The organism is Kitasatospora sp. NPDC101157 (genome assembly GCF_044768255.1).
Classification (GTDB): domain Bacteria; phylum Actinomycetota; class Actinomycetes; order Streptomycetales; family Streptomycetaceae; genus Kitasatospora.
The window spans coordinates 1-21,753 of the sequence record NZ_JBIWPL010000032.1 but is presented as its reverse complement, the minus strand read 5'-3'; the positions used below and the strand labels follow the sequence as shown (position 1 = coordinate 21,753).

The following is a 21,753-nucleotide window of genomic DNA, read 5'->3' as shown; positions in this document are numbered from 1 at the left end:
GGCAGTCGGGCTGGCGTGACGCCGCCTCCTGAAAGCCCGACAGATCCCGGTTACAGGCAGTACCTGCGGCGGGGTGGTCGGCCTGGGGACCATTTTGGGACCACGCCTGATGAGCGCCCATGGACGCTGATGATCCGAAACGGACACTTGTGCGCAAAGTAAACACTGAGCCACGGTCAGCGCTTCGCAACACCACATCCGCTGAGAAGTCCCAACTCACGTTCACCTCATGGTGGTTGACTGGGGGTCAAGGGGTCGCAGGTTCAAATCCTGTCGTCCCGACCGCGAGTTTTCGCAGGTCGGAGGGCGCTTCCATCGAAATGATGGGAGCGCCTTTTTGTGCGTGTCGCGGGGTGGTGGTCGCATGGTGGTCGCGCCCTGACCGGCCTGGGAACGCAGCCTGGTGGCAGGTGGCGGTGGACAACTCGCCGTAGCCAGGCTGGAGTTGTGGCCGGATGGTCAAGCGTGGTGCTTCGGAGCCGGAGGAGCTCGGCCCTCCTGGACGGGTGACCTGCTGTCGTCGGCTTGACGGGCGCCGTAGGCGATCTTCCTCAGTGGCGACTGATTCGCGCAGGTTTGTCCCTATTGCTGGACAGGGATCCTCGCCTGAAGCCTGCCGAGTGATCGTTCCGGTGCGACCACCACGCGATCACTAGGGGTCGGGCGTGGTTGCTGAGCTGCTGCTACCCCTTGAGAATGCGACAAGGGCCCCGCTGCGCCCGTCCGTGCGCCGCGGGCTGCTGATAAGCGCTCAGGCCGCGGCGGATGAGGACCGATTCGCGCTTCGGCTTCGTGGCTTTCGGTTGGCGTCGTGATGCTGAGCTCGGAGTTGCGCGGGCTTCGACTGGGTCAGATTTTCGTGGCTGGTATTCCGTTGGGTCCGTTTCAGGCCCTGCCGCTGTCCTGTTTCCGGTCGTCGTCCGGTCTGGGAAGGTTTCATGGCGGGGCGGATTGCGGGCAGCTGCGATCCGCGCCAGCGGTTGAGCGTGCAGAAGTACCGCTGACGCTCGCAGTCGAGGAGTTGTGCCCGCATTGCGCGTGGCCGATTCCGGGTGACCATCCGCTCGTTGCCTTCGCGGAAGCGGTGTCGTCTCTGACGTCGTTGACGGCCTGGGTGGATGCCGCAGGCGATGAGGCGGAGTTCCCGGCGGGCTCCGTCATGCTGCCGGTAGGGCGGGCGGAGCCGGAATGTTGCGCGTGATGGGCAGCGTCGAAGGTGGCTGCGCTTGCAGGCGCAGCTGCTGGAGAGCCACGCGGTCGCTGCGGCCTTGCCCTTGCCGAATACCTCATCCGCCCTGCTCAGGCTGCATGTTGGTACTCGTGGAGGAGGCCGCCGAGTCGGTTACGTCGTCGTATGTCGAGGCGGGCGATCTGGCCTGGATCGGTGATCGGATGGGGGAGTGGGTGGAGTGGGCGGGCGTTGGCGATGCCCTGGTGAGGCCTGTGCTGGTTGTAGAACGTCTCGAACTCGCGTAGGGCGTGGTGGAGATGGCGCTGGTCCCAGATCAGTGTCCGGTCCAGCAGCTCACGGCGGCAGGTTTGCACCCAGCGCTCCATGATGGAGTTCATTCTCGGTATCCGGACGCCGCTGAGTACCACTTCGATGTCCGCGTCTTTGAGCACCTCGTCGAACAGTTGCGGGAACCTTCCGTCGCGGTCCCTGATCAGGTAGCGGGCCCGGCAGCCGGCGTCCTCGAGGTCCATGACGAGATTCTTCGCGGCCTGGGTCACCCAGGCCGCGGTCGGGTGCGCGGTTGCGCCCAGGATCCGGATCCGGCGGTTCGCGTGCTCGATGACCGCGAAGACGTACATGCGGGCCCCGGACAGGGTGACCGTCTCGAAGAAGTCGCACGCCAGGAGCGCGTCCGCCTGGGAGCGCAGGAAATCGGCCCACGTGGTGGAGGCCCGCTCGGGCGCCGGTGGGATCCCGGCCTCCTGCAGGATCTCCCACACTGTGGACGCGGTCACCTTCACGCCGAGGACCAGCAGCTCGCCGTGAAGGCGCCGGTACCCCCACCCCGGATTTTCGGCGGCCAGGCGCAGGACCAGGGTGCGGATGGAGCGTACGGTGCGCGGCCGGCCTCCGCGCTTGGGACGGGACCGGGCAGCGTGACGACGGGCGACCAGGTCGCGGTGCCAGCGAAGCACGGTGTCCGGCTGCACCAGCAGCCGCATCCGGCGGAGCACCTGCATCGGCAGCTGGTGGAGCAGCGCCGCAAGAAACGCCCGGTCACCAGCCTCGAACCGGACCCGCTGCCCACCCAGCTGCCGTTCCAGCACCGCGATCTGATGGCGCAGGGCCAGGATCTCCACGTCCTTCTCGCGGTCGCTCATCGGCAGCAGACGCAGCACCGCTAACGCGTTGGTCACACCCAGGTACGCCAGTCTCAGCAGCACGATCCATCAGCTTGACATGCTCATGCGGGCACCCGTGGCCATTCATGAGAACGCACAGGTCACAGGCCCTGGATGAGGTTTTCGGCAGGAGCAGGGCCAACTGCATGGCCCTCGCCTCCGGCGGCACCGAGCCACACTGCGTCGCGAACAGCTGTTCCACGTCGATGCTCGTGTCACAGCGGCTGACCGGCCCGTGGTTGGTGGCGCTCCCGGTCGGGGAGGCGGGATGTATGCGCTGGCAAATGAGACGGGACAGGTCGATCAGCGGGGCAGGATGCGCATTACTGCCTCGCGTTCGCCGCTGAGTAGCAGGCCTTGCTGTACTGCGGCGCTCAGATCGAGGTCGCCGAGCAGAGTCGCAGCCAGCAGGTGCGGCGGTCCGGTCAGTGACGCGGTGGGGTGGTCGACCCGGCCGGCGTGTGTGTGCACCGAGCCGTCCTTGACTTCGATGACCAGGTCCTCGCTGCCGTCGGCGTGCAGTTGCAGGGCGATTGCGGGCTGGTCAGGGCGGTGGTCGGTCAGTGCCCGGGCGGGCATGTCCAGCCAGTGGGTGCGGAAGGTGTCGTTGCCGCCCGGCTCACGCAGCAGCGGCACGCCCCACCGGCTCAGCTCCTGCAGCACCGGCTCCAGCGCGCGGCCACGCTCGGTGAGGGAGAACAAGGTGGTGGCCACCGGCGGCGGGGCGGCCTTGCGGTGGATCAGGCCGGCTTCCTCGAGTTCGCGGAGCCGGTCGACCAGCAGGTTGCTGGCGATCCCGGGTAGCCCGTTGCGCAGGTCGGTGTGCCGGCAAGGACCCAGGGCGAGCAGTTCACGGACGATCAGCAGGGTCCATCGGTCGCCGATGGTGTCCAGTGCTTTCGCGATGCCGCAGTACTGCCCGTAGGTGCGCATGCCACCACCCTACATCGTGGTGTTGAGATTCAAAACTCTCTTGTTGACTTTCTCAACAACATCGGTCTAGCGTCGCTGCCCATGACTCCCACCCTTTCCGTGCGGCGGTTGGCCTGGGCCGGCGTCGAGATCCGTCTCGGCGACACCCGCCTGCTGATCGACCCGCTCGAGAACGTCGCTCCGCTGGCGCCGGTGATGGGGCCGCCGCACCGGCCGGTCGACCCGGTCGATTCCCCGCCCGGCACCCACGCCCTCATCACCCACCTGCACCCCGACCACTACGACCACGACCTGATCGCCCGGATCGCGGCCACCGGCACGATCGGCTGCCACACCCCGAGCGCGGCGGCGCTGGTCGAGGTGGGCATCACCCCCGTCGCCCAGGACCTGGGCCAGTCACGCCGCATCGGAGAGCTGACCGTCACCCCGGTGACCTCGCTGGACTGGCGCGGCAACGACTGTGACCAGGTCGCCTGGGTCGTCGAAGGCGCCGGCCGGCGGGTCATCCACTGCGGCGACACCCAGTGGCACGGCAGCTGGTGGCAGATCGCCCGCGACCACGGCCCGTTCGACGTCGCGTTCGTCCCGGTCAACGGCGTCATCGCCCACTTCGAGGGCTACGCGGCCAACGTCCCGGCGACCATGACCCCCGAGCAGGGCGTCGAGGCCGCCGTCGCACTCGGCGCCGGCACCGTCTGCGCCATGCACTACGGCCTGTTCCACAACCCGCCGTTCTACACCGAACAACCCGACATCGAGCAGCGCTTCCAGCACGCCGCCGCCGCGCGCGGCATCACCGCGGCCATCATCGCCGACGGCCAGCCCGTCCTCTGACCATCAGAAACAAGGAGCACACATGAAGATCGTCCTGTTCGGTGCCAGCGGCAACATCGGCCGGCCCACCACCGAGGAACTACTGCGTCGCGGCCACACCGTCACCGCGGTCACCCGAGCCGGTCACATCGACGGACTCAAGCACAAGGCCCTGACCGTGACCGCCGGTGACGTCACAGACGCCGCCGTGGTCGCCGGCCTCGCCGCCTCCCACGACGCCGTACTCTCGGCCGTCGGCCCCCGGATCGGCCAGGAGAACGACCGCGCCACGATCCTCGGTGCCGCCCGTGCGCTGATCGACGGACTCCGCCGAGCCGGTGTCACCCGCCTGGTCACCATCGGCGGTGCCGGTAGCCTGCGCACGCCGACCGGCGCCCGGGTCATGGACGACCCGGACTTCCCCGCGCTGTGGAAGGCCAACGCCGAGGCCCAGTCCGAAGCGCTCGATCTCTACCGCGGCGTGCACGACCTCGACTGGACGTACGTGTCGCCCGCCGCAGTCATCGGAGCGGGCGAGCGGACCGGGGCCTACCGCAGCGCCGGGGATACCCTGCTCACCGACGATGACGGCAACAGCCGCATCTCGTACGCCGACTACGCGATCGCCTTGGCCGACACGATCGAGAGCGGCACCGCGATCCGCCGCCGCATCACCGTGGCCTACTGAGTCATGAGCAACGACGCCGCCGGCCGGCAAACCCGATTCATCGTCCTGCTCGCAGCGCTCGTGGCCCTGGGACCACTGTCCATCGACGGCTACCTGCCCGGACTGCCGGACCTCGCCGGCGACCTGCGCGCCAGCGCCGCGGCCACCCAGCTCACCGTCACCGCCTGCCTGGCCGGGCTGGCCATCGGGCAGCTGATCGCCGGGCCGCTGAGCGACACCTACGGCCGGCGGCGTCCGTTGCTGGCGGGCCTCGCCCTTTACACGATCGCCAGCGCGCTCTGCGCGGTGGCGCCCGACGTCCGGACCTTCGTCGGCCTACGCCTGGTCCAGGGCATCGGCGGGGCGTTCGGCATCGTCATCGCCAACGCCATGGTCCGCGACCGCACCTCCGGAACCCGCACCGCACGTCTCTTCTCCGCACTGACCTTGATCACCGGCCTGGCGCCGGTGTTCGCGCCGGTCCTCGGCGGCCAGCTGCTGCGCGTCACGGCCTGGCCGGGAATCTTCGTGGCCCTGGCCGTACTCGGCGCCGTGATGCTGACGGCCTCCGCCGCAGGACTGCCGGAGACCCGGTCCTCCGCGTCACGCCAGCCGCTGCCGGCTGTCGTCGGGCAGCTGCTCAGCGACCGGGTCTTCACCGGGTACGTCCTGACCAACGGTCTGGTCTTCGCGGCGATGTTCACCTACATCTCCGGCTCGCCGTTCGTCCTGCAGGAAATCCACGGCCTGTCACCGCAGCAGTACAGTGCCGTGTTCGCCGTCAACGCCGCCGGACTCATTGCGGCCGCCCAGATCAGCGGCCGGCTGGTGGCCCGGGCCGGCGCCCGCGTGCTGCTGCTCGCCGGTCTGCTGGGCGCGACAGCCGGTGGCACCACGGTCCTGGGCGCGGTGCTGACACGGGCACCCCTGCCTGCGCTCCTGATCGGCCTGTTCGTCCTGGTCTCCAGCGTGGGCCTCGTCATGCCGAACGCCGCGGCCCAGGCCCTGGCCGACCACGGCGGACACGCCGGGTCGGCCGCCGCTCTGCTCGGCTTCAGCCAGTTCATGTTCGGCGGGGCACTTGCTCCGCTGGCCGGCGCGGGTGGCGCCACCGACGCCTTGCCGATGGGAATCATCGTCGCCGTGCTGCCGGCGCTCGCTCTGCTCACACTCGGCGTCCTCACCCGGTCGATGCCCGGTGAGCGCACTCGCAGGCCGGCTCGCCAAGGACCTGCCGGGCACCGGCGACCGCGCCGGCACATCGATCGCAGGCGCGGCAAGGTCCATTAGCAGCTGAAGGGTCGGTGGCCCAACCGTCGCGAACCGCGCCTGCCTGGCACACCCTCCGCCAAGGCCGAAGTTAGACGCGCGGTGGATTGAACACCAACCGGCATTCGGACTGACACTACTGAAGAACGGTGTTGTCTGCGCTGAAGAGCAGATGTCGTCCAACAGAAACGAGCCCCAGGACCCCCAACAACTCCTACCGCTACTACGACATCCTTGCCGAGGTCGGTGGCGCCGTCTGGACCCCCGACCGGGACACGCTGCCGTGGGTGCGTTTGTCTGCGTGCCCACCGCCAGCAGGCCCAGACTGTCGAGCGTCAGGTGAACACCACCCGCGAGGTCTGGAGCGCCCTGGATGAGGCCGTCGACCAGCGCGGCTGGCCCGACCGGATGCTGTACGTCCTCTACCCGGCCGCCATGGGCAACCGGGTCCGCCGCGCCACCTACCAGGCCGACGCGGAGCTCAGCGGGCAGCAGGCGCAGCGCGACATCCGCGAACTCGTCCGCGCCGGCTGGCTCGCCGCGAAGGGTGAGGCCCAGGGCCGGTACTACACGGCTGGCCCGTACCTCCCGGAGGAGATCACCCGCGGGGTCCGCGAGCCGAGGCCGCTGCGCGACCCGTACACGTAGGGCGGGCGGTTGCCGGCCACGCGTCACCCGCCGTCGCTGCTGCGGCAAGCGCCGACGAGGACCGAGTCCTGCTTGAGGAGGTACCCGGGGGCCGGGCGGGGCACGGATAGAGTCGGGGCAGTGGCCCGCGGACCCGGGCCCGCTGTGGTGGACAGGGCTGGAGGGCCGGGCGTGTACCTCAAGAACGTGCGGGTGCGGAACGTGCGCGGCTTCCACGGCGCCCGTCAAGTCGACCTCGACCTCACCCGCCCCGACGGGTCCTATGCCGGCTGGACGGTCCTGGCCGGCCGCAACGGTTCCGGCAAGTCCACCCTGCTGCGCGCCGTCACCCTGGCCGTCAGTGGTCCGAGTGCGGCCCGTGGGTTAATGTCGGGCTTCGAGGAGTGGATCAGCGACGAAAAGTCGCAGGCGGTCACCGAGGTCTGCCTGCACCCGGACCCGGCCGAGGACAGGTTCGCCTCCGGCCGGCCGCCGGCCGGAACGTTCTGGGCGGGGCTGCAGTGGAGCGCGCCCGACCCGAGGAGCGCGGTCGGCCGACACGCCCAACCCTCCCTGGGCCCGGTGGAGTACAAGAGGGCGAAGACCGGCGCGCAGCGCGGGCCGTGGGCGGACAACCCGGTGGGCTGGTTCTGCGCGGGATACGGACCCTTCCGCCGGCTGGCCGGCGGCTCGGGGGAGGTCCAGCGGCGCATGGCCGGCTCCGGAGCGGTGGCCAGGCTGACCAGCCTCTTCCACGAGGACGCCTCGCTGGCCGAGGGTGTCAGCTGGCTGATCGAGCAGCACCTGCGGTCCCTGGAGAACCGGCCGGGAGCCGCCGAGTTGAAGCGCGCCGCCCTGGCGGTCCTCGGCGACGAGCTCCTGCCCGACGACTACACCATCGGCGACGTCGACTCCGATGGCCTGTGGGTCACGCACGACGGCCGCTCCTTCGCCCTACGCGAGATGAGCGACGGCTACCGCACGGTGGCCGCGCTCGTCGTGGACATCCTCAAGCAGCTCCACGACACCTATGGCGCGCTGCGCGTCGACCACCTCGACGGCCACCCGGTCGTGACCGTTCCCGGTGTCGTGATCATCGACGAGATCGACGCCCACCTGCATGTGTCCTGGCAGAAGCGCATCGGCGGATGGCTCAAGGGGCACTTCCCGCTGGTCCAGTTCCTCGTCACCACGCACAGTCCCTACATCTGCCAGGCAGCCGACCCCGGTGGGCTGATCCGGCTGCCCGGCCCCGACGTCGAGCAGTCTCCGGAGGTCGTCGGCGAAGACCTCTACGAGCGGGTGGTCTTCGGCAGCGGCGACGACGCGGTGTTGTCCGAGCTCTTCGGCCTCGATTCCCCCTACTCCCAGCGGGCCGAGGAGGCCCGGACGCTTCTGGTCGCCCTGGAGATGAAGATCGTGACCGGCGAGGCTAGCGAGGACGAGCAGCAGCGCTACCGGCAACTGAAGCGGACACTGACGAGCTCGCCGGCGGCCCGCGTCGACGAGGTCGCCGCCCGACTGCACGGCCTGACCGGACACGTCGCGTGATCCGGATCCGCCGGCTCCCTCTGACGGAGCCGCCGCGCTCCCGCATGGCCGACTGCACCTGCGAGATCGCCCTCGCCGAGGACCCCGCGGTACGGGCGCGGCAGCTCTGGAAGCACACGACGGTCCGGCGCCACGTCCACGCCCCGTTGCGCGACCTCCTGAGCGACATGGCGGCAGGGCGGGAGCGGTGCATGTACTGCGGGGACAACCAGGGCACCGACATCGACCACTTCGAACCGATCGACCGCCACCCGATGCGCGCCTTCGACTGGACCAACCACGTCCTCGCCTGCTCGCTGTGCAACAGCCACCTGAAGGGCACCACCTACCCACTTGACGGCGACGGGCGGCCGCTGCTGATCGACCCCACCGCCGAGGACCCCACGCCGCACCTGCGCCTGGTCCTGGCAGCTGGCCGGGGTGCCACCCCCTCACACTCAGAGGCGAGGTCACCATCGAGGTGTTCGACCTCAACCGCGGCCTGCTGACCAAGGGCCGAGTGAACGCCTTCCACGTCACGAAAGCCTGCGTCACCCAGTGGGCCGACGCCACCTCCCGCGGCGAGCACGAAGCCGCAACCCAGTGGGCGCAGGTCGTCAACGAGCAACCGATAGCCGACGTCGTGCAGGCCATGCTCCACCAGGCCCTCGAACCCGCAGCCGAGATCGTCTTCGACGACGACCCCCAACTCCTGGCCCACCTGCGCGAGCCCCGGCTCCGCTCCGCCCTGCTCCTCCGGTAGGCCCGCAGCCGGACCCCCGCAGAGGCAAGCCGAGTGCTTCTCAAGCAGGCGCGAGCTGGTCAACTGGCCCCGCTGGCCCGCCAGCTGCGCGGTAGCTTCGGCAGGCCAATCAGAGCGTCGATACCGAGGTACTCCAACAGGAGAGATTTCAGCTGGCGGCCCTCGATCAGGAAGAGGCGGTCACCGTTGCGTGCGGCCAGGTCGTAGCTAGCCTTGCCGAACCAGGAGGTGGTCACCAGGACGCCCCGCGCGGCGTCAGTGTCGGCGACCGTACCGAGCAGGGCACGAACGGTCTCCAGCGGCACGGCGTTCTTGGTGCGCTTGGCCTGCACGGCAACGACTGTGACCCCCACACTGTCACGCTTGACCGCAACGGCGTCCAGACCGTCGTCACGGGAGTTCTGCGTGCGCCACGTCTCGTACCCCATCGCCTCGAACAACTCGCGCACGAGCCGCTCGAAGGCGTACGGATCCATCTCCAGCAGGTCCTTCCGGCTGTCCAAGCCGGTCACCGCGGCCACGTCCCTGGCGAGTTTGAAGCGCTGTGGGTCGAACTCCACGACCGGCGGGACGGGTTCCAGGTCGTGTGGGTGTTGGGACACCACCGCTCCGAGCGTATGGAGGCACAGTTGAGGATCCAACGTCGGCGCATCCAAGACCAATTGGGAAAACTCCTCGCGCAGCGCCACCACGCTGACCACGCACGGCCGAACAGCCCGCCCGGTGGCCGGATCCGTCGTCGCGACGAAGCCGTTCAGTGCCACCTCCTCCACCAGACCGGGCGGAGTCACGGAAAACGCTTCATCCAACGCCCGCAGAGCCAGCCGTCCCACCAGAATGCGGTAGGCGAGCTGCAGCTCGACCTCCTTCACCGGCTGCGCGACGATCTCCAAACGCTGGACTACAAGCCGATAGGACGCGACCGTCGGCACAACCGCCAGGGAGGGCAGACCGACGTTGATACGCAGCTGCGCGGCCTCCGGGAAATAGCCGACCTCGACCGCATCACGGCACCCCTCCGGAACCGGCGATCGGCGCAGCAGGTCCCCCACCACCTCCGCCACACCCTTCGCGCCGTCGCGTGCCAGCGCCCGCTCCACCAGCGGATGCCAGTCCTCCAGCCCCGCAGGACGCTCCCGTAGGACCGCCGCCAATTCCGCGCACACCGCCATGACCCGCTCGGTACGCCGCTCGGCCTCGTCTTTCAGGTGCTGCTTGTGCGCCTCACGATCGAGTCGCTGCTGCTCCCGCTCCGCCTGATCCCGGGCACGTACATTGGCCTGCGCCTCACGGGTACGGGCGGCCTGGCGCTTGGCCAGGTCCGCCTCCACTTTCATGGCCTGCCTGGCACGAGCCTCGTCCTCCCGAGCGAGGATCTTCTCACCCGCGGCCAGCAGCCGTGCCTGCTCCGCCTCGGGATCGGACTTTCGGGGCTTGCGAGGGCGCTTCACCGGAGTCGGCATTGTGGGCTGGCCGGCAGCAGCGCGCGCCACCTTCGCCTGCTGCTTCGCGAGGTAGGCCTCAGCCAGCAGTTCCGCCACCGTCTTGCGCCGCGCCACTGACTTCCCCTTCCGAGGGCTGCAGTCCCTTACTGGGGCCTCCGCGGGTCGGCCCAGCGCCAGAACTACCCACGGCTGGTCGCACCGAATCGCTGCCACCGAGTCGCCTGGCACGTGAGATCTGGCTCGCGGGCCGTGTCCTCCAGGAGCTAGGCCCGCAGGCAGGGCGTCGTACCTGCAGCTAGGCTCACGACCACAGGCTGGTACGGGAGTTATGCACTGGAATAGGCAGGTATGGGTGAACGCGGGCGAAGGCACCCCGATTGATGTCCGGAACCTCCTCAATGGAGACGATCCTATTGATAGTGCGGCCGACGACCTGCTGCAGCGTGCAGATCTCGCAAGGACGTTCGCTGCGGAAATCCGCAGGATCTCGGCGAGGCAGGGTGCGGTTGTCGCGCTCACTGGTCGGTGGGGGTCGGGCAAGACCTCGCTGCTGAACCTGGCCGCAGAGACGCTGGAAGCCTTCGACGACGTGCAGGTCATCACATTCAATCCGTGGTTCTTCTCCGGCACGGACCAGCTCATGCGGTTCTTCTTTGATGAGCTTGCCAGCCAACTGTGGGACGAGCGCAGCCTGAAGGCCAAACTCAGGGGTGCCGGGCGCACGGTAGCCGAGCAGATGGGAAAGTACTCCTCCGCCCTGTCGCCACTGAAGTTCATCCCCGGCCTCGCTCCCATCCTTGACGGAATCGGCGCGGGATCCGAAAGCGCCGCCAGGCTTCTTGGAGACGGACAGCACAGCGTTCACCAGCAACGGGCAGAGATCACCAAACTCCTCGCCGACTTGCCCGGTCGCATCGTGGTCTTCATCGACGATATCGATCGCTTGTCGCTGCAGGAGATCCGGGACCTGTTCCGGCTCGTGCGCCTGACGGGCTCGTTCCCGAACATCGTCTACGTCCTCTGCTTCGACCGCAGTGTCGTCGAGGCAGCGCTGACAGACGGGATGATCAAAGGCTCTGACTACCTCGAGAAGATCGTCCGGATGTCGCTCGAGGTACCGCCCTTGCCGACGCGCATGCTCCCAACAATCATCCCCGAGGGACTGGCCATAGCGCTCGCCGACCTTGACACCGGGCCACTCAACCGGACGCGATGGCTGGACATCCTCATGCAGTTCCTCGTCCCCACGTTCTCCACCATCCGGGACGTGAAGCGGTACCTGGCGTCGGTGCCCCTGACGGTCCGCAGGCTGCACACAGAAGTGGACCTGGCCGACATCCTGGCACTCGAAGCGCTTCGCTTGAACTACCCCGCAGCACACGAGATGCTACCGACCATCGGGGACCTCCTCACGGGAACCGGCTCGAACTACCGGCACCACGACACCCGGCCCCACGAGAGACGAGCCTCGTGGAGGACTTCAACCGCTATACGGATGGTCACGCCCGCACCATCGTCCAGCTGCTGTTCCCTGCCGCCAACCCGCTCTTCGGCGGCGCAGGTTACGACTCGGAGTGGATCTCGATCTGGGAACGAGAGCGACGCGTTGCCTGCAGTGGAGCGCTGGACTTCTACCTGCATCAGCAACTGCCCGACGGTCGAGCCCCAGGCAGGCTCGTCGACCAGGTCGCGGCAGCGATCGGCGACGCAGCCGCGTTCGCCCACGCGCTCCAAGCGGTGCCGGGCCCCCCAACTGGAGGACGTCCTCAAGCGAATCGTCCCATACCTTCGCGAGTCCTCTGATGATCAGGTCCTGCCCATAGCCGTTGCACTGATGCAACAACTTCCTCGGGTCCGACCGGAGTCGCCCGGCATGCACGAACCGCCGGGCGAATGGGTGCTCCTGAGCCTTGTCAATCTCGTACTCCGAACGCTCAGCCCAGGAACGACAACCGACGACACCGTCATTCGCCTCTCCGTCGACATCCCGAGCCTTCACGGGAAGCACCTCCTACTAGACATCACCGCCGGCACCCCGGACAGGCCCGCGCTGATCTCGCCTGAGACGGCCCGGCTCCTCAGAGAGGAACTGCGCCGTCAACTCCACGCGGCCACAGCCGAAACTCTCACCGAAGAACGGATGCTCCTACAGACAGTCGAGGTGGCCATGGCGGCGACAGAAAGCCCTGAACCTCTGGGCACGCTCTCGGACCCGCGCGTGATCGCACGCATCCTGGAAGACGCTGTGGGCGTCGTGCGTAGCCGCCCGCTGAACAGTGTGGTCGTCACCAGCGCGACCCAACTGAAATGGGATTCCCTGACCAGGATCTTCGGCGGGGACGAGAGCCTGACCGAAGCCGTCGCCACGCTGCGCGGGGCGATTCAGACCGGATCGGTCGTATCGGGCGAGGGCCTCGATGCTGCATTGTCGCTCTTTGACCGCTACGCCTCTGGCTGGCGTCCCTCGCGGTGAAGGGTGCGCCATTTGCGTTGCGAAGGCCCTTGGCTCCTTCGGTCGCCAGCGTTGGCGACCGAAGGAGCCAGGCAAGCACAGCGGCCCGGTGCCGGGCATGGCGACAGATTCAGGCTGTTTGGGGTAGGCCGCCATTGGATTCCGGCACAGCCCAGCTCAACGACTCAGCGTCGGCTCGATCGAGGGCAGCGCTCAGAGCCTTGACGGCTTCGTCGGCGGAGTCCTTGAAGAGGTGGCCGTAGAGGTTGATGGTGATGGCGAGGGTGGAGTGGCGCAGGGTTTTGGAGACGACGGCGATGGGGACGCCGGCGGCGATCATGATGCCGGCGGCGGTGTGGCGTAGGTCGTGCAGGCCGATGGTGGGGAGGTCGAGTTCGGTGGTGCGCTTGCGGAGTTGGTTGAGGACCCGCTGGGGGGTGCAGGGGCAGGTTGTCGGGGCGGGCGAAGACCAGGCCGTCGAGGCGGCCGTCGGGGTGGGCGGCCCCTCCTGGAGGGCGGCTTGGCGGTGGAGGGCGGCCATGACTCTGGGGGAGAGGCTGATCCAGGCGCGGCTGGCCTCGGTCTTGGGTTCGCGCAGGTGGAGTTTGCCGTTGTCGATGGCGGCGAGGCTCCAGCGGACGTAGAGCTTGCGGTCCATGAGGTGGACATTGGACCAGTGCAGGGCGAGGACTTCGCCGCGGCGCATGCCGGTGCCGAGCATGACTTCGAACAGGTCGGTGAGACGGTCGGCGTAGTGGTCGGCGTTGTGCCGCAGGAAGGCGGCGGCTTGCTCGGGGGTCCAGCAGGTGCGTTCGGCGGCGCGGGGCTTGGGCGGGACCGAGTGCTTGGCCGGGTTGTAGTGCAGGCGCCAGCCGCGCACGGCGGCGTTGAGCGCGTTGCGCAGGGTGGAGATGGCACGGTAGACGGTGACCGGGCCCCGCCTGGCCTTCTTCTGCGCGAGGATCCAGTCGTCGATGTGCCTGGGCCGCAGATCCAGCAGACGGTGGCAGCCGAAGGCGGGGAGCAGGTCGCGCTCCACGCAGGACCTGTAGCCGGCGTAGGTGTTGGGCGCCAGGCGTTCCTTCTGCACGGCCAGCCACTCCCGCAGAAAGCTCGCTACGGTGGTACGCCGGTTCTCGTACACACCGCGCAGCTCACCGTCCAGCACCGCCTTCATCTCCCGGGCCGCCTCGGCCCGGGTGGCGAAGCCACCGCGGCGCCGGACCCGGCGCCGGCCCTCCTCGCGGGCGAGATCCACGCAGTACGTCCACCTCCCGTGCTTCGCGTCCGCGATCAACCGCGGACACCACGGACCCAACTGCTTCCGATTCCCGTCCGTACATCCGCACCGACGGTAGACCCGGCCCCTGCTCGTACGCTGCGCCATGGGTGCCTCCTGCTCCTTGGTTTTGTGGTGGCGGTTCCAAGGGTGGCCGGGTGGCGGGAGGTGTCGGCAGAGCGTGCGGTGCGGGGTGCGAGGCACGGCGTGGCAGGGCGGGCAGGACACGCTCAAGACGACACACCGCTTCGAAGATCACGATCCGTAGCCGATGGGTAGTCGACCTTGATCGGCCGTCTTCAGTGAGAGGGACACCGGGTGTCTTCGTCTCCGGGCTCCTCGAGTCCGTGAAAGTCGCGCACAGCTTCAGCTGACTGAGCATCAGATAGTCACTCCTGAGAGTAATCGAAGGCATGTTCCGCCCCTGGGGACCATTTGGGGACCAGAGTCGATGGGCACTGATGAGCGCCCATGGGCGGAAATGGGCGCACATGGACGAACTGGACACTTCTTGCATGCGCGGCCCGGGATCGGCGGGAATCCAGTGCGAGTTCCCCGTGGATCCAACAAGGCACCTGACAAAGCGAATTGAAGCTGGGGGTCAAGGGGTCGCAGGTTCAAATCCTGTCGTCCCGACCGCGAGTTTTCGCAGGTCGGAGGGCGCTTCCATCGGAATGATGGAAGCGCCTTTTTGTGCGTGTCGCGGGGTGGTGGTCGCATGGTGGTCGCGCCCTGACCGGCCTGGGAACGCCGCCTGATGGCGGGCGGTGCTGGACAACTCGCCGCAGTCAGGCTGGAGTTGAGGCCGGATGGTCAAGCGTGGTGCCTCGCGGTCGGAGGAGCTCAGCTCTCCTGAATGGGTGACCTGTCGCCGTCGAGTTGACGGGCACCATGCGTGATCTTCCCCGTCGGCGACTGATCCGTGCAGATTTGTCCGGATTTCTGGGCCTGAATCCTCGCTTGCAGTCCGGTCGAGTGATCGTTCTGATGCGACCACCACGCGATCACCAGGGGCTGGGCGTGCTCGCTGAGCTGCTGCCACCCCTTGAAAGTGCGACAAAGGAATCTCTTCGTCCGTCCGTGCTCCGAGAGGCGTTGCTAAGCGTTCGGGTCGCGTTGGCTGAGCAACTCGCTCTTCGTCTTTGTGTTGTTGGGTTGGGGCCGCGATGCTGAGCCCGAAATTGCGTCGGCTTCGGTTGGGTCAGATCTTTGCGGCCGATGTTCCGCTGGGGTTGTTCCAGGATCTGCCGCTGTCGTGTTTCCGGCCGTTGCCCGGTCTGGGAAGGCTTCATGGTGGAGCGGATTGCGGGCAACTGCGATCCGCGCCGGCGGTTCACCGTCTAGAAGTGCCGCTGCTGCTCGCGGTCGGGGAGTTGTGCACGCATTGCGTGTGGCCGGTTCCGGGTGGACATCCGCTCGTCGCCTTCGCTGAAGCGGTGTCATCTCTGACGCCGTTGAGGGCGTGGGCGGAGTTCCAGGCGGGCCTGGTCACGGAGGGGTCGGGACGGGCGGATTCGCGTGCTGCGTGTGAGGGACAGCGCCGAAGGTGGCGGCGCCTGCAGGCGCAGTTGCTGGAGAGCCACACGGTCGCGGCGGCGTACCCGTGGCTTGCGTCGTGGGTCGAGCCGATGCAGGCCCCTCTCGCCGAGGCCGCCGACCACGCACGTCGGAACATGGCCTCGCTGCTGAACGAGGCTGTTCTGCTCGATGCGGCCTGTGCCGCGGCCCTGCCGGCTCCAGCGCTCGGCGAGGGCGGGTCGGCTCTGGTCGGTCCGGGCCCCAGTGGTTCGTGGCTGGTGCAGGAGGCGTGGGCCTGCTGGCAGCAGGAGTGCGCTACAGGCTGGGACGGGCTGGAGGCGGGCAGGAGCGCGGCGATGGCGGTGGTCTATGAGGCGTTCGGGTCCCGCCGGCGAGGTCGCGCGGAGGCTCTCGACGCGCTGGATCGCCTTGTCGACGACTGGGACGCTCGGGCGCGCGCCTTGGCCGGCCAGCACGCGGTGGCTCCCCGCCGCCCGCTCACGGTTGAGTTCCCCTCGCTCGTCCGCACCCACGGCCAAGAGGGGGAGGACCGGCTTACCAGATGGGAGGCCGGTGTCCTCGCCGTGTATCAGGTGGCCGTGCACTGGTCGGCCGGGAGCATCGACCTGCTGGTGCCCGGGCCCGTCGCCGATCAACTCCTTCGCAGCAGTTCGCTTGCCGCGGTGGCGGAGGGCCGTGACCATCCGGGCTCGTGATCACCGGTTCGCGAATCCGCGAGCGGTACATGGCCGGGCTTGGAGCCGGCCGTGTCCGGTCCGGCTCCAAGCCCAGTACGAGTAAACCGATGGCGCCCGGAAGCCGGGATCTCCGTTGCTAGGCGGCGCGTCCGAAGCGGTCGGGGCGGCCCGATTCGAGGTCGGCCTCGGCGTGCGCGAGGGCGTCGGCCAGGGCGTGGACCGCTTCGTCCGCGGCGTACTTGAGCAGGTGCCCGTAGATGTTGATGGTCGTGGCCAGGGTGGAGTGCCGCAAGGTCTTGGAAACCACTGCCATGGGCACACCGGAGGTGATCATGATGGTGGCCGCAGTGTGCCGCAGGTCGTGCACCCCGATCCGCGGCAGCCCGATCTCGGCCGAGCGCCGACGAAGCTCCTTCAGGACGTGCTGGGGCCGCAACGGCGCGCCGTCCACCCCGGCGAAGACCAGTCCCTCCAGGGGTGCGCCCGGCGGGAGCAGCGACTGCTGGTGGTCGGCCTGCCTGCGCAGGGCGTCCATGGCCCGGGCGTTGAGGCTGACCCAGTTCAGGCTGGCCTTGGTCTTCGGCGGCCCCAGGTGCAGCTCGTTGTTGTTGACCGCGGTCAGGGTCCAGCGGACGTACACCTTGCGCTCCATGAAGTGCACGTCCGTCCAGTGCAGGCCGAGTGCCTCACCGCGCCGCAGACCGGTTCCCAGGATCACCTCGAACAGGTCCCCCAGCTGGTCCGCGTAAGTCCGGGCATTGTGGCGGAGGAACGCGGCGGCCTGCAGCGGGGTCCAGCACAGGCGCTCGGGGGCGGCCGGCCGTGCCACGATTGCGCGCCGGGCCGGGTTGTAGGTGAGGCGCTTGCCGCGCACGGCCTGGCCGAGCGCGCTGCGCAGGATGGCGCCGGCCCGGTAGACGGCGACGGGCCCGCGCCCGGCGGCGAGCTGGTCGGTGCTCCACTTCTCGATGTGCCGGGCTTTCAGGTCGACCAGCCGGATCCGCCCGAAGGCGGGCAGCAGGTCCTTGTGGACGTACGCGTGGTAGTTCGCGTAGGTGGAGGCTTTGAGGGTCTTCTCCTTCAACGCGAGCCACTCGAGCAGATAGGCGCCTACGGTGATCTTCGGGTCCTCGAACACCCCGATACGCTCTGCGGCCAGCACGAGCTCCAGCGCGTGCCGCGCGTCCTGTTCCGAGCGGTAGCCGCTGCGGCGGCGGGTCTTGCGTCCCTCTTCCGAAGACGGCAGGTCCACCGCGTACGCCCAACTCCCGTGCGCTGCTTCGGCTCGCAGCGCCGGACATGCGGCTCCCAACTGCCGTCGGCGCTCGTCACGGCAGCCACAGCGACGGTAGACACGGCCACGGGTGGGACATGTGCTCATCGAGTTCTCCCTGCGTCAGGTGATCCTGGTGAGACAAGTGCCCACCATTCACCGGCTCATGAGCAGAAGGGGGCCGGCGCGCGAAGCACGGAGCGGCCTCCAGCGCGTCAATGGCGATCGTGCTGGGGGAGCGACACCGCTGTCTGCTTCAGAGCGCCGGTTTGATCCGCCGAGACGTCTGATTCCGCCCCAACGAGCTGACACGATCGGGTCTACGTCGGAGAGCCGGCATCGCGATTGGTGGCCGACCGGACGGCGTCCCCTGCCCCGGTCGGATCGCCCTTCCCGTGCCCGGATGGGCGGCCGTCTCGGCCTTGGACAGGTTCCACGTCCGGGTGATCGGCTGCGACCACCATGCAATCACCAAGGTGGAACTGGGGTCTGACCTGCGGCCCGCGGTGGGAGCTCGCACCTGGGACACGCCCCACTCGCGTACCGGCGCCGGGTGCAGTGGCGTTGCCCGGGACCTCTCGGGTCAGGGCGCCAGGTCCCGGCGGAGCAGCAGCGGGACCGCTGCGCCGAGACCGGCGGCTCCCACGGTCAGCAGGACGGCGAACGACCCCCAGGTGAGGGTGCCGTGGGCGAGCGCGTCGCCGGGTGTGTAGTAGTGGAACGGGCTCAGGTACCTCAGTGGTGCGGCCGGGTGCCAGGCCATGGCGATGAAGTTGACGGCGAAGCCCACCGCGCCGACGGTGATGGTCGCGCCGATCACCTGAGCCTTGCGCCGTCCGGCGGCCGACACGGCCAGGGCCGGACCGGTCAGGCAGGCCGTGAATGCGAGGCCCATCAGTCCGGCGGCGAACACGCCGCGCAGCGCGACGGCGTGGTGGAGGTCGGGCGAGAGTGCGACGCCGCCCGCCACGGTCAGGACGGCGGCGGTGTTGAGGGCCAGGGATGCGACGAACACGGCCGCGGCCCGTTCGCCCAGCAGCCGAAGCCGGGACACCGGGCGGACCATCAGGAGTTCGACGGTGCCCGACTCGACGTCGGCCGCGACGGCGGCGGCCGTGAGCGATCCGATGGCCGTCAGCTGCATCGCGATCCAGAACGGGTGCACCAGGCCCGCGCCGAGAAGACCGGCGTAGCTCGCGATGGACACATCGCCCGTCGAACCGGAGAACGCCTTCAACGCGTCCGGTGCGGCATGCCCACCGCCGGCGAACATCTGGACGGGTGGCACCGCCCGGATGACCAGCACCATCAAGGCCTCGAACACCACCATGCCCGCAGCGAGCATGGCCAGCATCCGCCGGCGCCGGTGCAGGGCCAGCCAGAACAGGGGGAACCGGGCTCTCATGACCGCGCCTCCACTTCGCCGACCGGCCGGCGGTACAGGTCGAGGAACGCCTCGTCCAGTCCGGCCTCCTCCACCGAGAGATCCACCACCGGCAGCTGCGCCAGGAGTCGGCGCAGCTCCTCCACCAACTCCTCGGGCGGTATGAGCAGCTGGACCTCGGTGCCGTGCCAGCGCGGCGACCACCGCTCGGCGCGCCCCAGGGCACGGGCGCCCCGTCCGTCCGCGAACACCAGCCGGACCCGCCGGGCCCGCTCCTCCCGCAGGGCCGACACCGCCTGGACGGCCACCAGCTTCCCCGCCCGCACGATCGCCACCCGGCCGCAGGCGCGCTGGACTTCCGGCAGGACGTGGCTGGACAGCAGCACGGTGCGCCCGGCCGCGGCGGCCTCGCCCAGCAAGGCGAAGAACTCCTCCTGCACCAGTGGGTCCAGACCCTCGGTGGGCTCGTCCAGGACCACCAGCTCCGGATCGTGCTGGAGCGCCTGCACCAGTCCCAGCTTCTGCTTCATCCCGCGCGAGTACTCCCGTACCGGGCGGGCCAGATCGGGGGGCGTCAGCGCGAGGCGCTCGCACAGCCGCGCGCGGTGCGCGGTCGCAGCGCCCTGAAGGTCTCCGAGCAGTCGCAGCGTCTGCGCGCCGGTCAGTTCCGGATACAGCCGCAACTCGCCCGGCAGGTAGCCCAGGCGCGGGGCGAGTCGGAGATGATCGGCGACCGGGTCGAGCCCCAGCGCCCTGACCTGGCCGCCGCTGGGCCGTAGCAGCCCCACCAGGCAGCGGATGGTGGTGGTCTTCCCGGCGCCGTTGGGGCCGAGGAAGCCGAACACCTCGCCTCGTCGGACGGTCAGGTCCAGTCGGTCGACGCCGACCTTGTGTCCGTAGTTCTTGGTCAGTGCGGCCAGCTCGATCGCCGGCCCGTCGTGGTCCATCCGCTACCTCCCACGTCATGCGCGAACACCGCGCCCGCCGCACGGTCGTTCTGGACTGGTGCAGCCGTACGCGATGACGGTGACCTACTCGCACGGGTCGGCGGCAGGGCCTGTTGGACCCGGTTATGAGGCGATCGGTCCCCTCATGTCCCCAGGGCGTTGCGAGGAGCGGATCTGAGGGTCGTCCTGGCGGCGTGGACCTGACGATCCTTGGAAGGTGTGGTGATCTTGTCCAGCGCGGCGCCCATGACGGGCAGGGTCGCGCGGATCACGACAGCCGATTCGGCGAAGAGCATCGGCAACTCCAGGAGGGGAGACGAGTGGGCGGACGTCCTGGACCCGCAGACGCGCTCTGTCTGGTGCGTCATCGTCACCGGGATCGCCACGCTCGTCACCGACCCCAAGGAACAGCGGTGCTGCCGAGAGCTGCTGAATCCGTGGTTCGGCGGTGGGACGGAGCACGTCGTGCGGACCAGCGCCGACGTGGTGACCGGCTACCGCATCGGCTGACCATGGCGACCGGGGACCTTCGGCCTTGAGCGAGTGCACCTCCTGACCCCAGCGGACACCTGGCCGAGGCGGTGGGATGAAGACAGCGGTTCCGGTGGACACCGGAATCGCCTTCGTCACCGTCAGAAGGGCAGGATCATCATGAAGGCCGCCGTCGTCCGCGATTTCGCCGCACCGCTGGTCGTCGAGGACCGCCCCGTCCCGACGCCGGGGCCGCACCAGGTCCGGGTCCGGATCGAGGCCTCCGGCCTCTGCCACACCGACATCCACGCGGCCCACGGCGACTGGCCGGTCAAGCCCAGCCCGCCGTTCGTCCCCGGGCATGAGGGCGTCGGCATCGTCGAGGCGGCCGGTGACCAGGTTCGGCACGTCCGGGTGGGCGAGCGGGTCGCCATCGCCTGGCTCGCGGACGCCTGCGGGCACTGCGACCAGCGCGTCTCCGGCTGGGAGACGCTCTGCCTCCAGCAGCACAACAGCGGCTACTCGGTGGACGGCGCCTACGCCGAGTACGCGCTCGCGCACGGCGACTACGTCGTCCCCGTCCCCGACGGCATCGACCCGCTGGACGCGGCGCCGCTGTCCTGCGCGGGCGTCACCACCTACAAGGCGCTCAAGGTCTCCGGTGCCCGCCCCGGCACCCGGGTCCTGGTCTCGGGCATCGGCGGCCTCGGCCACCTGGCCCTCCAGTACGCCCGGATCTTCGGCGCCGAGACCATCGCCGTCGACGTCACCGACGACAAACTCGCGCTCGCCCGCGACCTCGGCGCCGACCATGTGATCGACGCCCGCACTCAGGACGTCGCCGCCGAGGTCCAGGCGCTCGGCGGAGCCCACGCGGCCATCGCGCTCGCCGTCAGCAACGCCTCCTTCCAGGCCGCCTACGGCGCCCTGCGGCGCGGCGGCACGCTCGTGCTGGTAGCACTGCCGGCCGGCGGGAAGCTCGAACTCCCGGTGTTCGACACGGTGTTGAACGGCACCAAGGTGATCGGATCGATCGTCGGCACCCGCGAGGACCTCACCGAAGTCTTCCGCCTCCACGCCCTCGGCCGCACCCGCGTCATCCGCGAGACCCGGCGGCTGGACGAGGTGAACGCCTGCTTCGACGAGGTGCTGGCCGGCAAGGTCTCCGCCCGCCTGGTCTTCGACCTGCGCGGCTGAGCTCCGGGCCGCTCCCACAACCCTGCTCGACAGAACACGAAAGACATCTCACGTGCCTAACAAGTCAAGCTGCGACGGCCAGATCAGCTGATGAGGAGGTGAAGGCGTGCTGCTCGTCGAAGAGTTGCCTGG

The 21,753-nt window shown here is 69.0% G+C and carries 19 protein-coding genes; 12 read left to right on the top strand and 7 right to left on the bottom strand.

Annotated features, from left to right (window positions below; genetic code table 11):
• The first annotated feature begins 811 nt into the window (after positions 1-811).
• Complete coding sequence (locus ACIRVF_RS37645) at positions 812-1,201, top strand: hypothetical protein (RefSeq protein ID WP_402828603.1); 390 nt, start codon at positions 812-814, stop codon at positions 1,199-1,201.
• A 98-nt stretch (positions 1,202-1,299) separates the two neighbouring features.
• Here ACIRVF_RS37645 and ACIRVF_RS37640 read toward each other — a convergent pair whose 3' ends face one another.
• Together ACIRVF_RS37640 and ACIRVF_RS37635 are read right to left on the bottom strand one after the other, a co-directional pair.
• Positions 1,300-2,397 carry an integrase core domain-containing protein gene (locus ACIRVF_RS37640; protein WP_402828600.1) on the bottom strand — a complete coding sequence of 366 codons (1,098 nt, stop codon included), beginning with the start codon at positions 2,395-2,397 and terminating at the stop codon, positions 1,300-1,302.
• Positions 2,398-2,658: 261 nt separating this feature from the next.
• Positions 2,659-3,288 (bottom strand): winged helix-turn-helix transcriptional regulator, encoded by a 630-nt coding sequence (locus tag ACIRVF_RS37635; protein WP_402828597.1) that lies wholly within the window; start codon positions 3,286-3,288, stop codon positions 2,659-2,661.
• Positions 3,289-3,369: 81 nt separating this feature from the next.
• On the opposite strand from ACIRVF_RS37635, the gene ACIRVF_RS37630 reads away from it, so the two are divergent.
• The 7 genes from ACIRVF_RS37630 (at position 3,370) to ACIRVF_RS37600 (ending at position 8,957) form a co-directional block, all read left to right on the top strand.
• The gene (locus tag ACIRVF_RS37630; RefSeq protein ID WP_402828594.1) at positions 3,370-4,122 is read left to right on the top strand and encodes an MBL fold metallo-hydrolase; all 753 of its coding nucleotides are present in this window, start codon (positions 3,370-3,372) and stop codon (positions 4,120-4,122) included.
• 22 nt (positions 4,123-4,144) lie between these two features.
• Positions 4,145-4,789 carry an NAD(P)-dependent oxidoreductase gene (locus tag ACIRVF_RS37625; protein WP_402828592.1) on the top strand — a complete coding sequence of 215 codons (645 nt, stop codon included), beginning with the start codon at positions 4,145-4,147 and terminating at the stop codon, positions 4,787-4,789.
• Positions 4,790-4,792: 3 nt separating this feature from the next.
• Positions 4,793-6,058 (top strand): multidrug effflux MFS transporter, encoded by a 1,266-nt coding sequence (locus ACIRVF_RS37620; RefSeq protein ID WP_402828589.1) that lies wholly within the window; start codon positions 4,793-4,795, stop codon positions 6,056-6,058.
• A gap of 318 nt (positions 6,059-6,376) precedes the next feature.
• A complete protein-coding gene (locus ACIRVF_RS37615; RefSeq protein ID WP_402828586.1) occupies positions 6,377-6,685 on the top strand; it encodes a hypothetical protein in 309 nt (102 codons plus the stop codon).
• Between the two features lie 171 nt (positions 6,686-6,856).
• Positions 6,857-8,215, top strand: coding sequence for an AAA family ATPase (locus ACIRVF_RS37610; RefSeq protein ID WP_402828583.1), 1,359 nt, complete (start codon positions 6,857-6,859; stop codon positions 8,213-8,215).
• A 44-nt stretch (positions 8,216-8,259) separates the two neighbouring features.
• The gene (locus tag ACIRVF_RS37605) at positions 8,260-8,703 is read left to right on the top strand and encodes an HNH endonuclease (RefSeq protein WP_402828580.1); all 444 of its coding nucleotides are present in this window, start codon (positions 8,260-8,262) and stop codon (positions 8,701-8,703) included.
• Positions 8,676-8,957, top strand: coding sequence for a hypothetical protein (locus tag ACIRVF_RS37600; protein ID WP_402828577.1), 282 nt, complete (start codon positions 8,676-8,678; stop codon positions 8,955-8,957). The genes ACIRVF_RS37605 and ACIRVF_RS37600 overlap by 28 nt, the downstream gene beginning before the upstream one ends.
• Positions 8,958-9,016: 59 nt before the next feature.
• Here the strand turns inward: ACIRVF_RS37600 and ACIRVF_RS37595 are convergent, their stop codons facing one another.
• Entirely contained in the window at positions 9,017-10,516 is a 1,500-nt protein-coding gene (locus ACIRVF_RS37595) for a restriction endonuclease (RefSeq protein WP_402828574.1), read from the bottom strand.
• Between the two features lie 238 nt (positions 10,517-10,754).
• On the opposite strand from ACIRVF_RS37595, the gene ACIRVF_RS37590 reads away from it, so the two are divergent.
• The gene (locus tag ACIRVF_RS37590; protein WP_402828571.1) at positions 10,755-12,875 is read left to right on the top strand and encodes a P-loop NTPase fold protein; all 2,121 of its coding nucleotides are present in this window, start codon (positions 10,755-10,757) and stop codon (positions 12,873-12,875) included.
• A gap of 109 nt (positions 12,876-12,984) precedes the next feature.
• Here the strand turns inward: ACIRVF_RS37590 and xerC (ACIRVF_RS37585) are convergent, their stop codons facing one another.
• Positions 12,985-14,112: a tyrosine recombinase XerC gene (xerC, locus tag ACIRVF_RS37585; RefSeq protein WP_402828568.1), complete on the bottom strand. Its 1,128-nt coding sequence runs from the start codon at positions 14,110-14,112 to the stop codon at positions 12,985-12,987.
• A gap of 1,367 nt (positions 14,113-15,479) precedes the next feature.
• On the opposite strand from xerC (ACIRVF_RS37585), the gene ACIRVF_RS37580 reads away from it, so the two are divergent.
• Positions 15,480-16,367, top strand: coding sequence for a hypothetical protein (locus ACIRVF_RS37580; protein ID WP_402828565.1), 888 nt, complete (start codon positions 15,480-15,482; stop codon positions 16,365-16,367).
• Between the two features lie 118 nt (positions 16,368-16,485).
• Here ACIRVF_RS37580 and xerC (ACIRVF_RS37575) read toward each other — a convergent pair whose 3' ends face one another.
• The 3 genes from xerC (ACIRVF_RS37575) to ACIRVF_RS37565 all read right to left on the bottom strand — a co-directional run bounded on the left by xerC (ACIRVF_RS37575) (position 16,486) and on the right by ACIRVF_RS37565 (position 19,953).
• The gene (gene xerC / locus ACIRVF_RS37575; protein WP_402828562.1) at positions 16,486-17,601 is read right to left on the bottom strand and encodes a tyrosine recombinase XerC; all 1,116 of its coding nucleotides are present in this window, start codon (positions 17,599-17,601) and stop codon (positions 16,486-16,488) included.
• 604 nt (positions 17,602-18,205) lie between these two features.
• The gene (locus ACIRVF_RS37570) at positions 18,206-19,027 is read right to left on the bottom strand and encodes an ABC transporter permease subunit (protein WP_402828559.1); all 822 of its coding nucleotides are present in this window, start codon (positions 19,025-19,027) and stop codon (positions 18,206-18,208) included.
• On the bottom strand, positions 19,024-19,953 hold the full coding sequence (locus tag ACIRVF_RS37565; RefSeq protein ID WP_402828556.1) for an ABC transporter ATP-binding protein: 930 nt from the start codon (positions 19,951-19,953) through the stop codon (positions 19,024-19,026). Before ACIRVF_RS37565 ends, ACIRVF_RS37570 begins: the two co-directional genes overlap by 4 nt.
• 246 nt (positions 19,954-20,199) lie before the next feature.
• On the opposite strand from ACIRVF_RS37565, the gene ACIRVF_RS37560 reads away from it, so the two are divergent.
• Entirely contained in the window at positions 20,200-20,463 is a 264-nt protein-coding gene (locus tag ACIRVF_RS37560) for a hypothetical protein (protein ID WP_402828553.1), read from the top strand.
• Positions 20,464-20,604: 141 nt separating this feature from the next.
• The gene (gene adhP / locus ACIRVF_RS37555) at positions 20,605-21,621 is read left to right on the top strand and encodes an alcohol dehydrogenase AdhP (RefSeq protein ID WP_402828550.1); all 1,017 of its coding nucleotides are present in this window, start codon (positions 20,605-20,607) and stop codon (positions 21,619-21,621) included.
• Positions 21,622-21,753 lie beyond the last annotated feature (132 nt).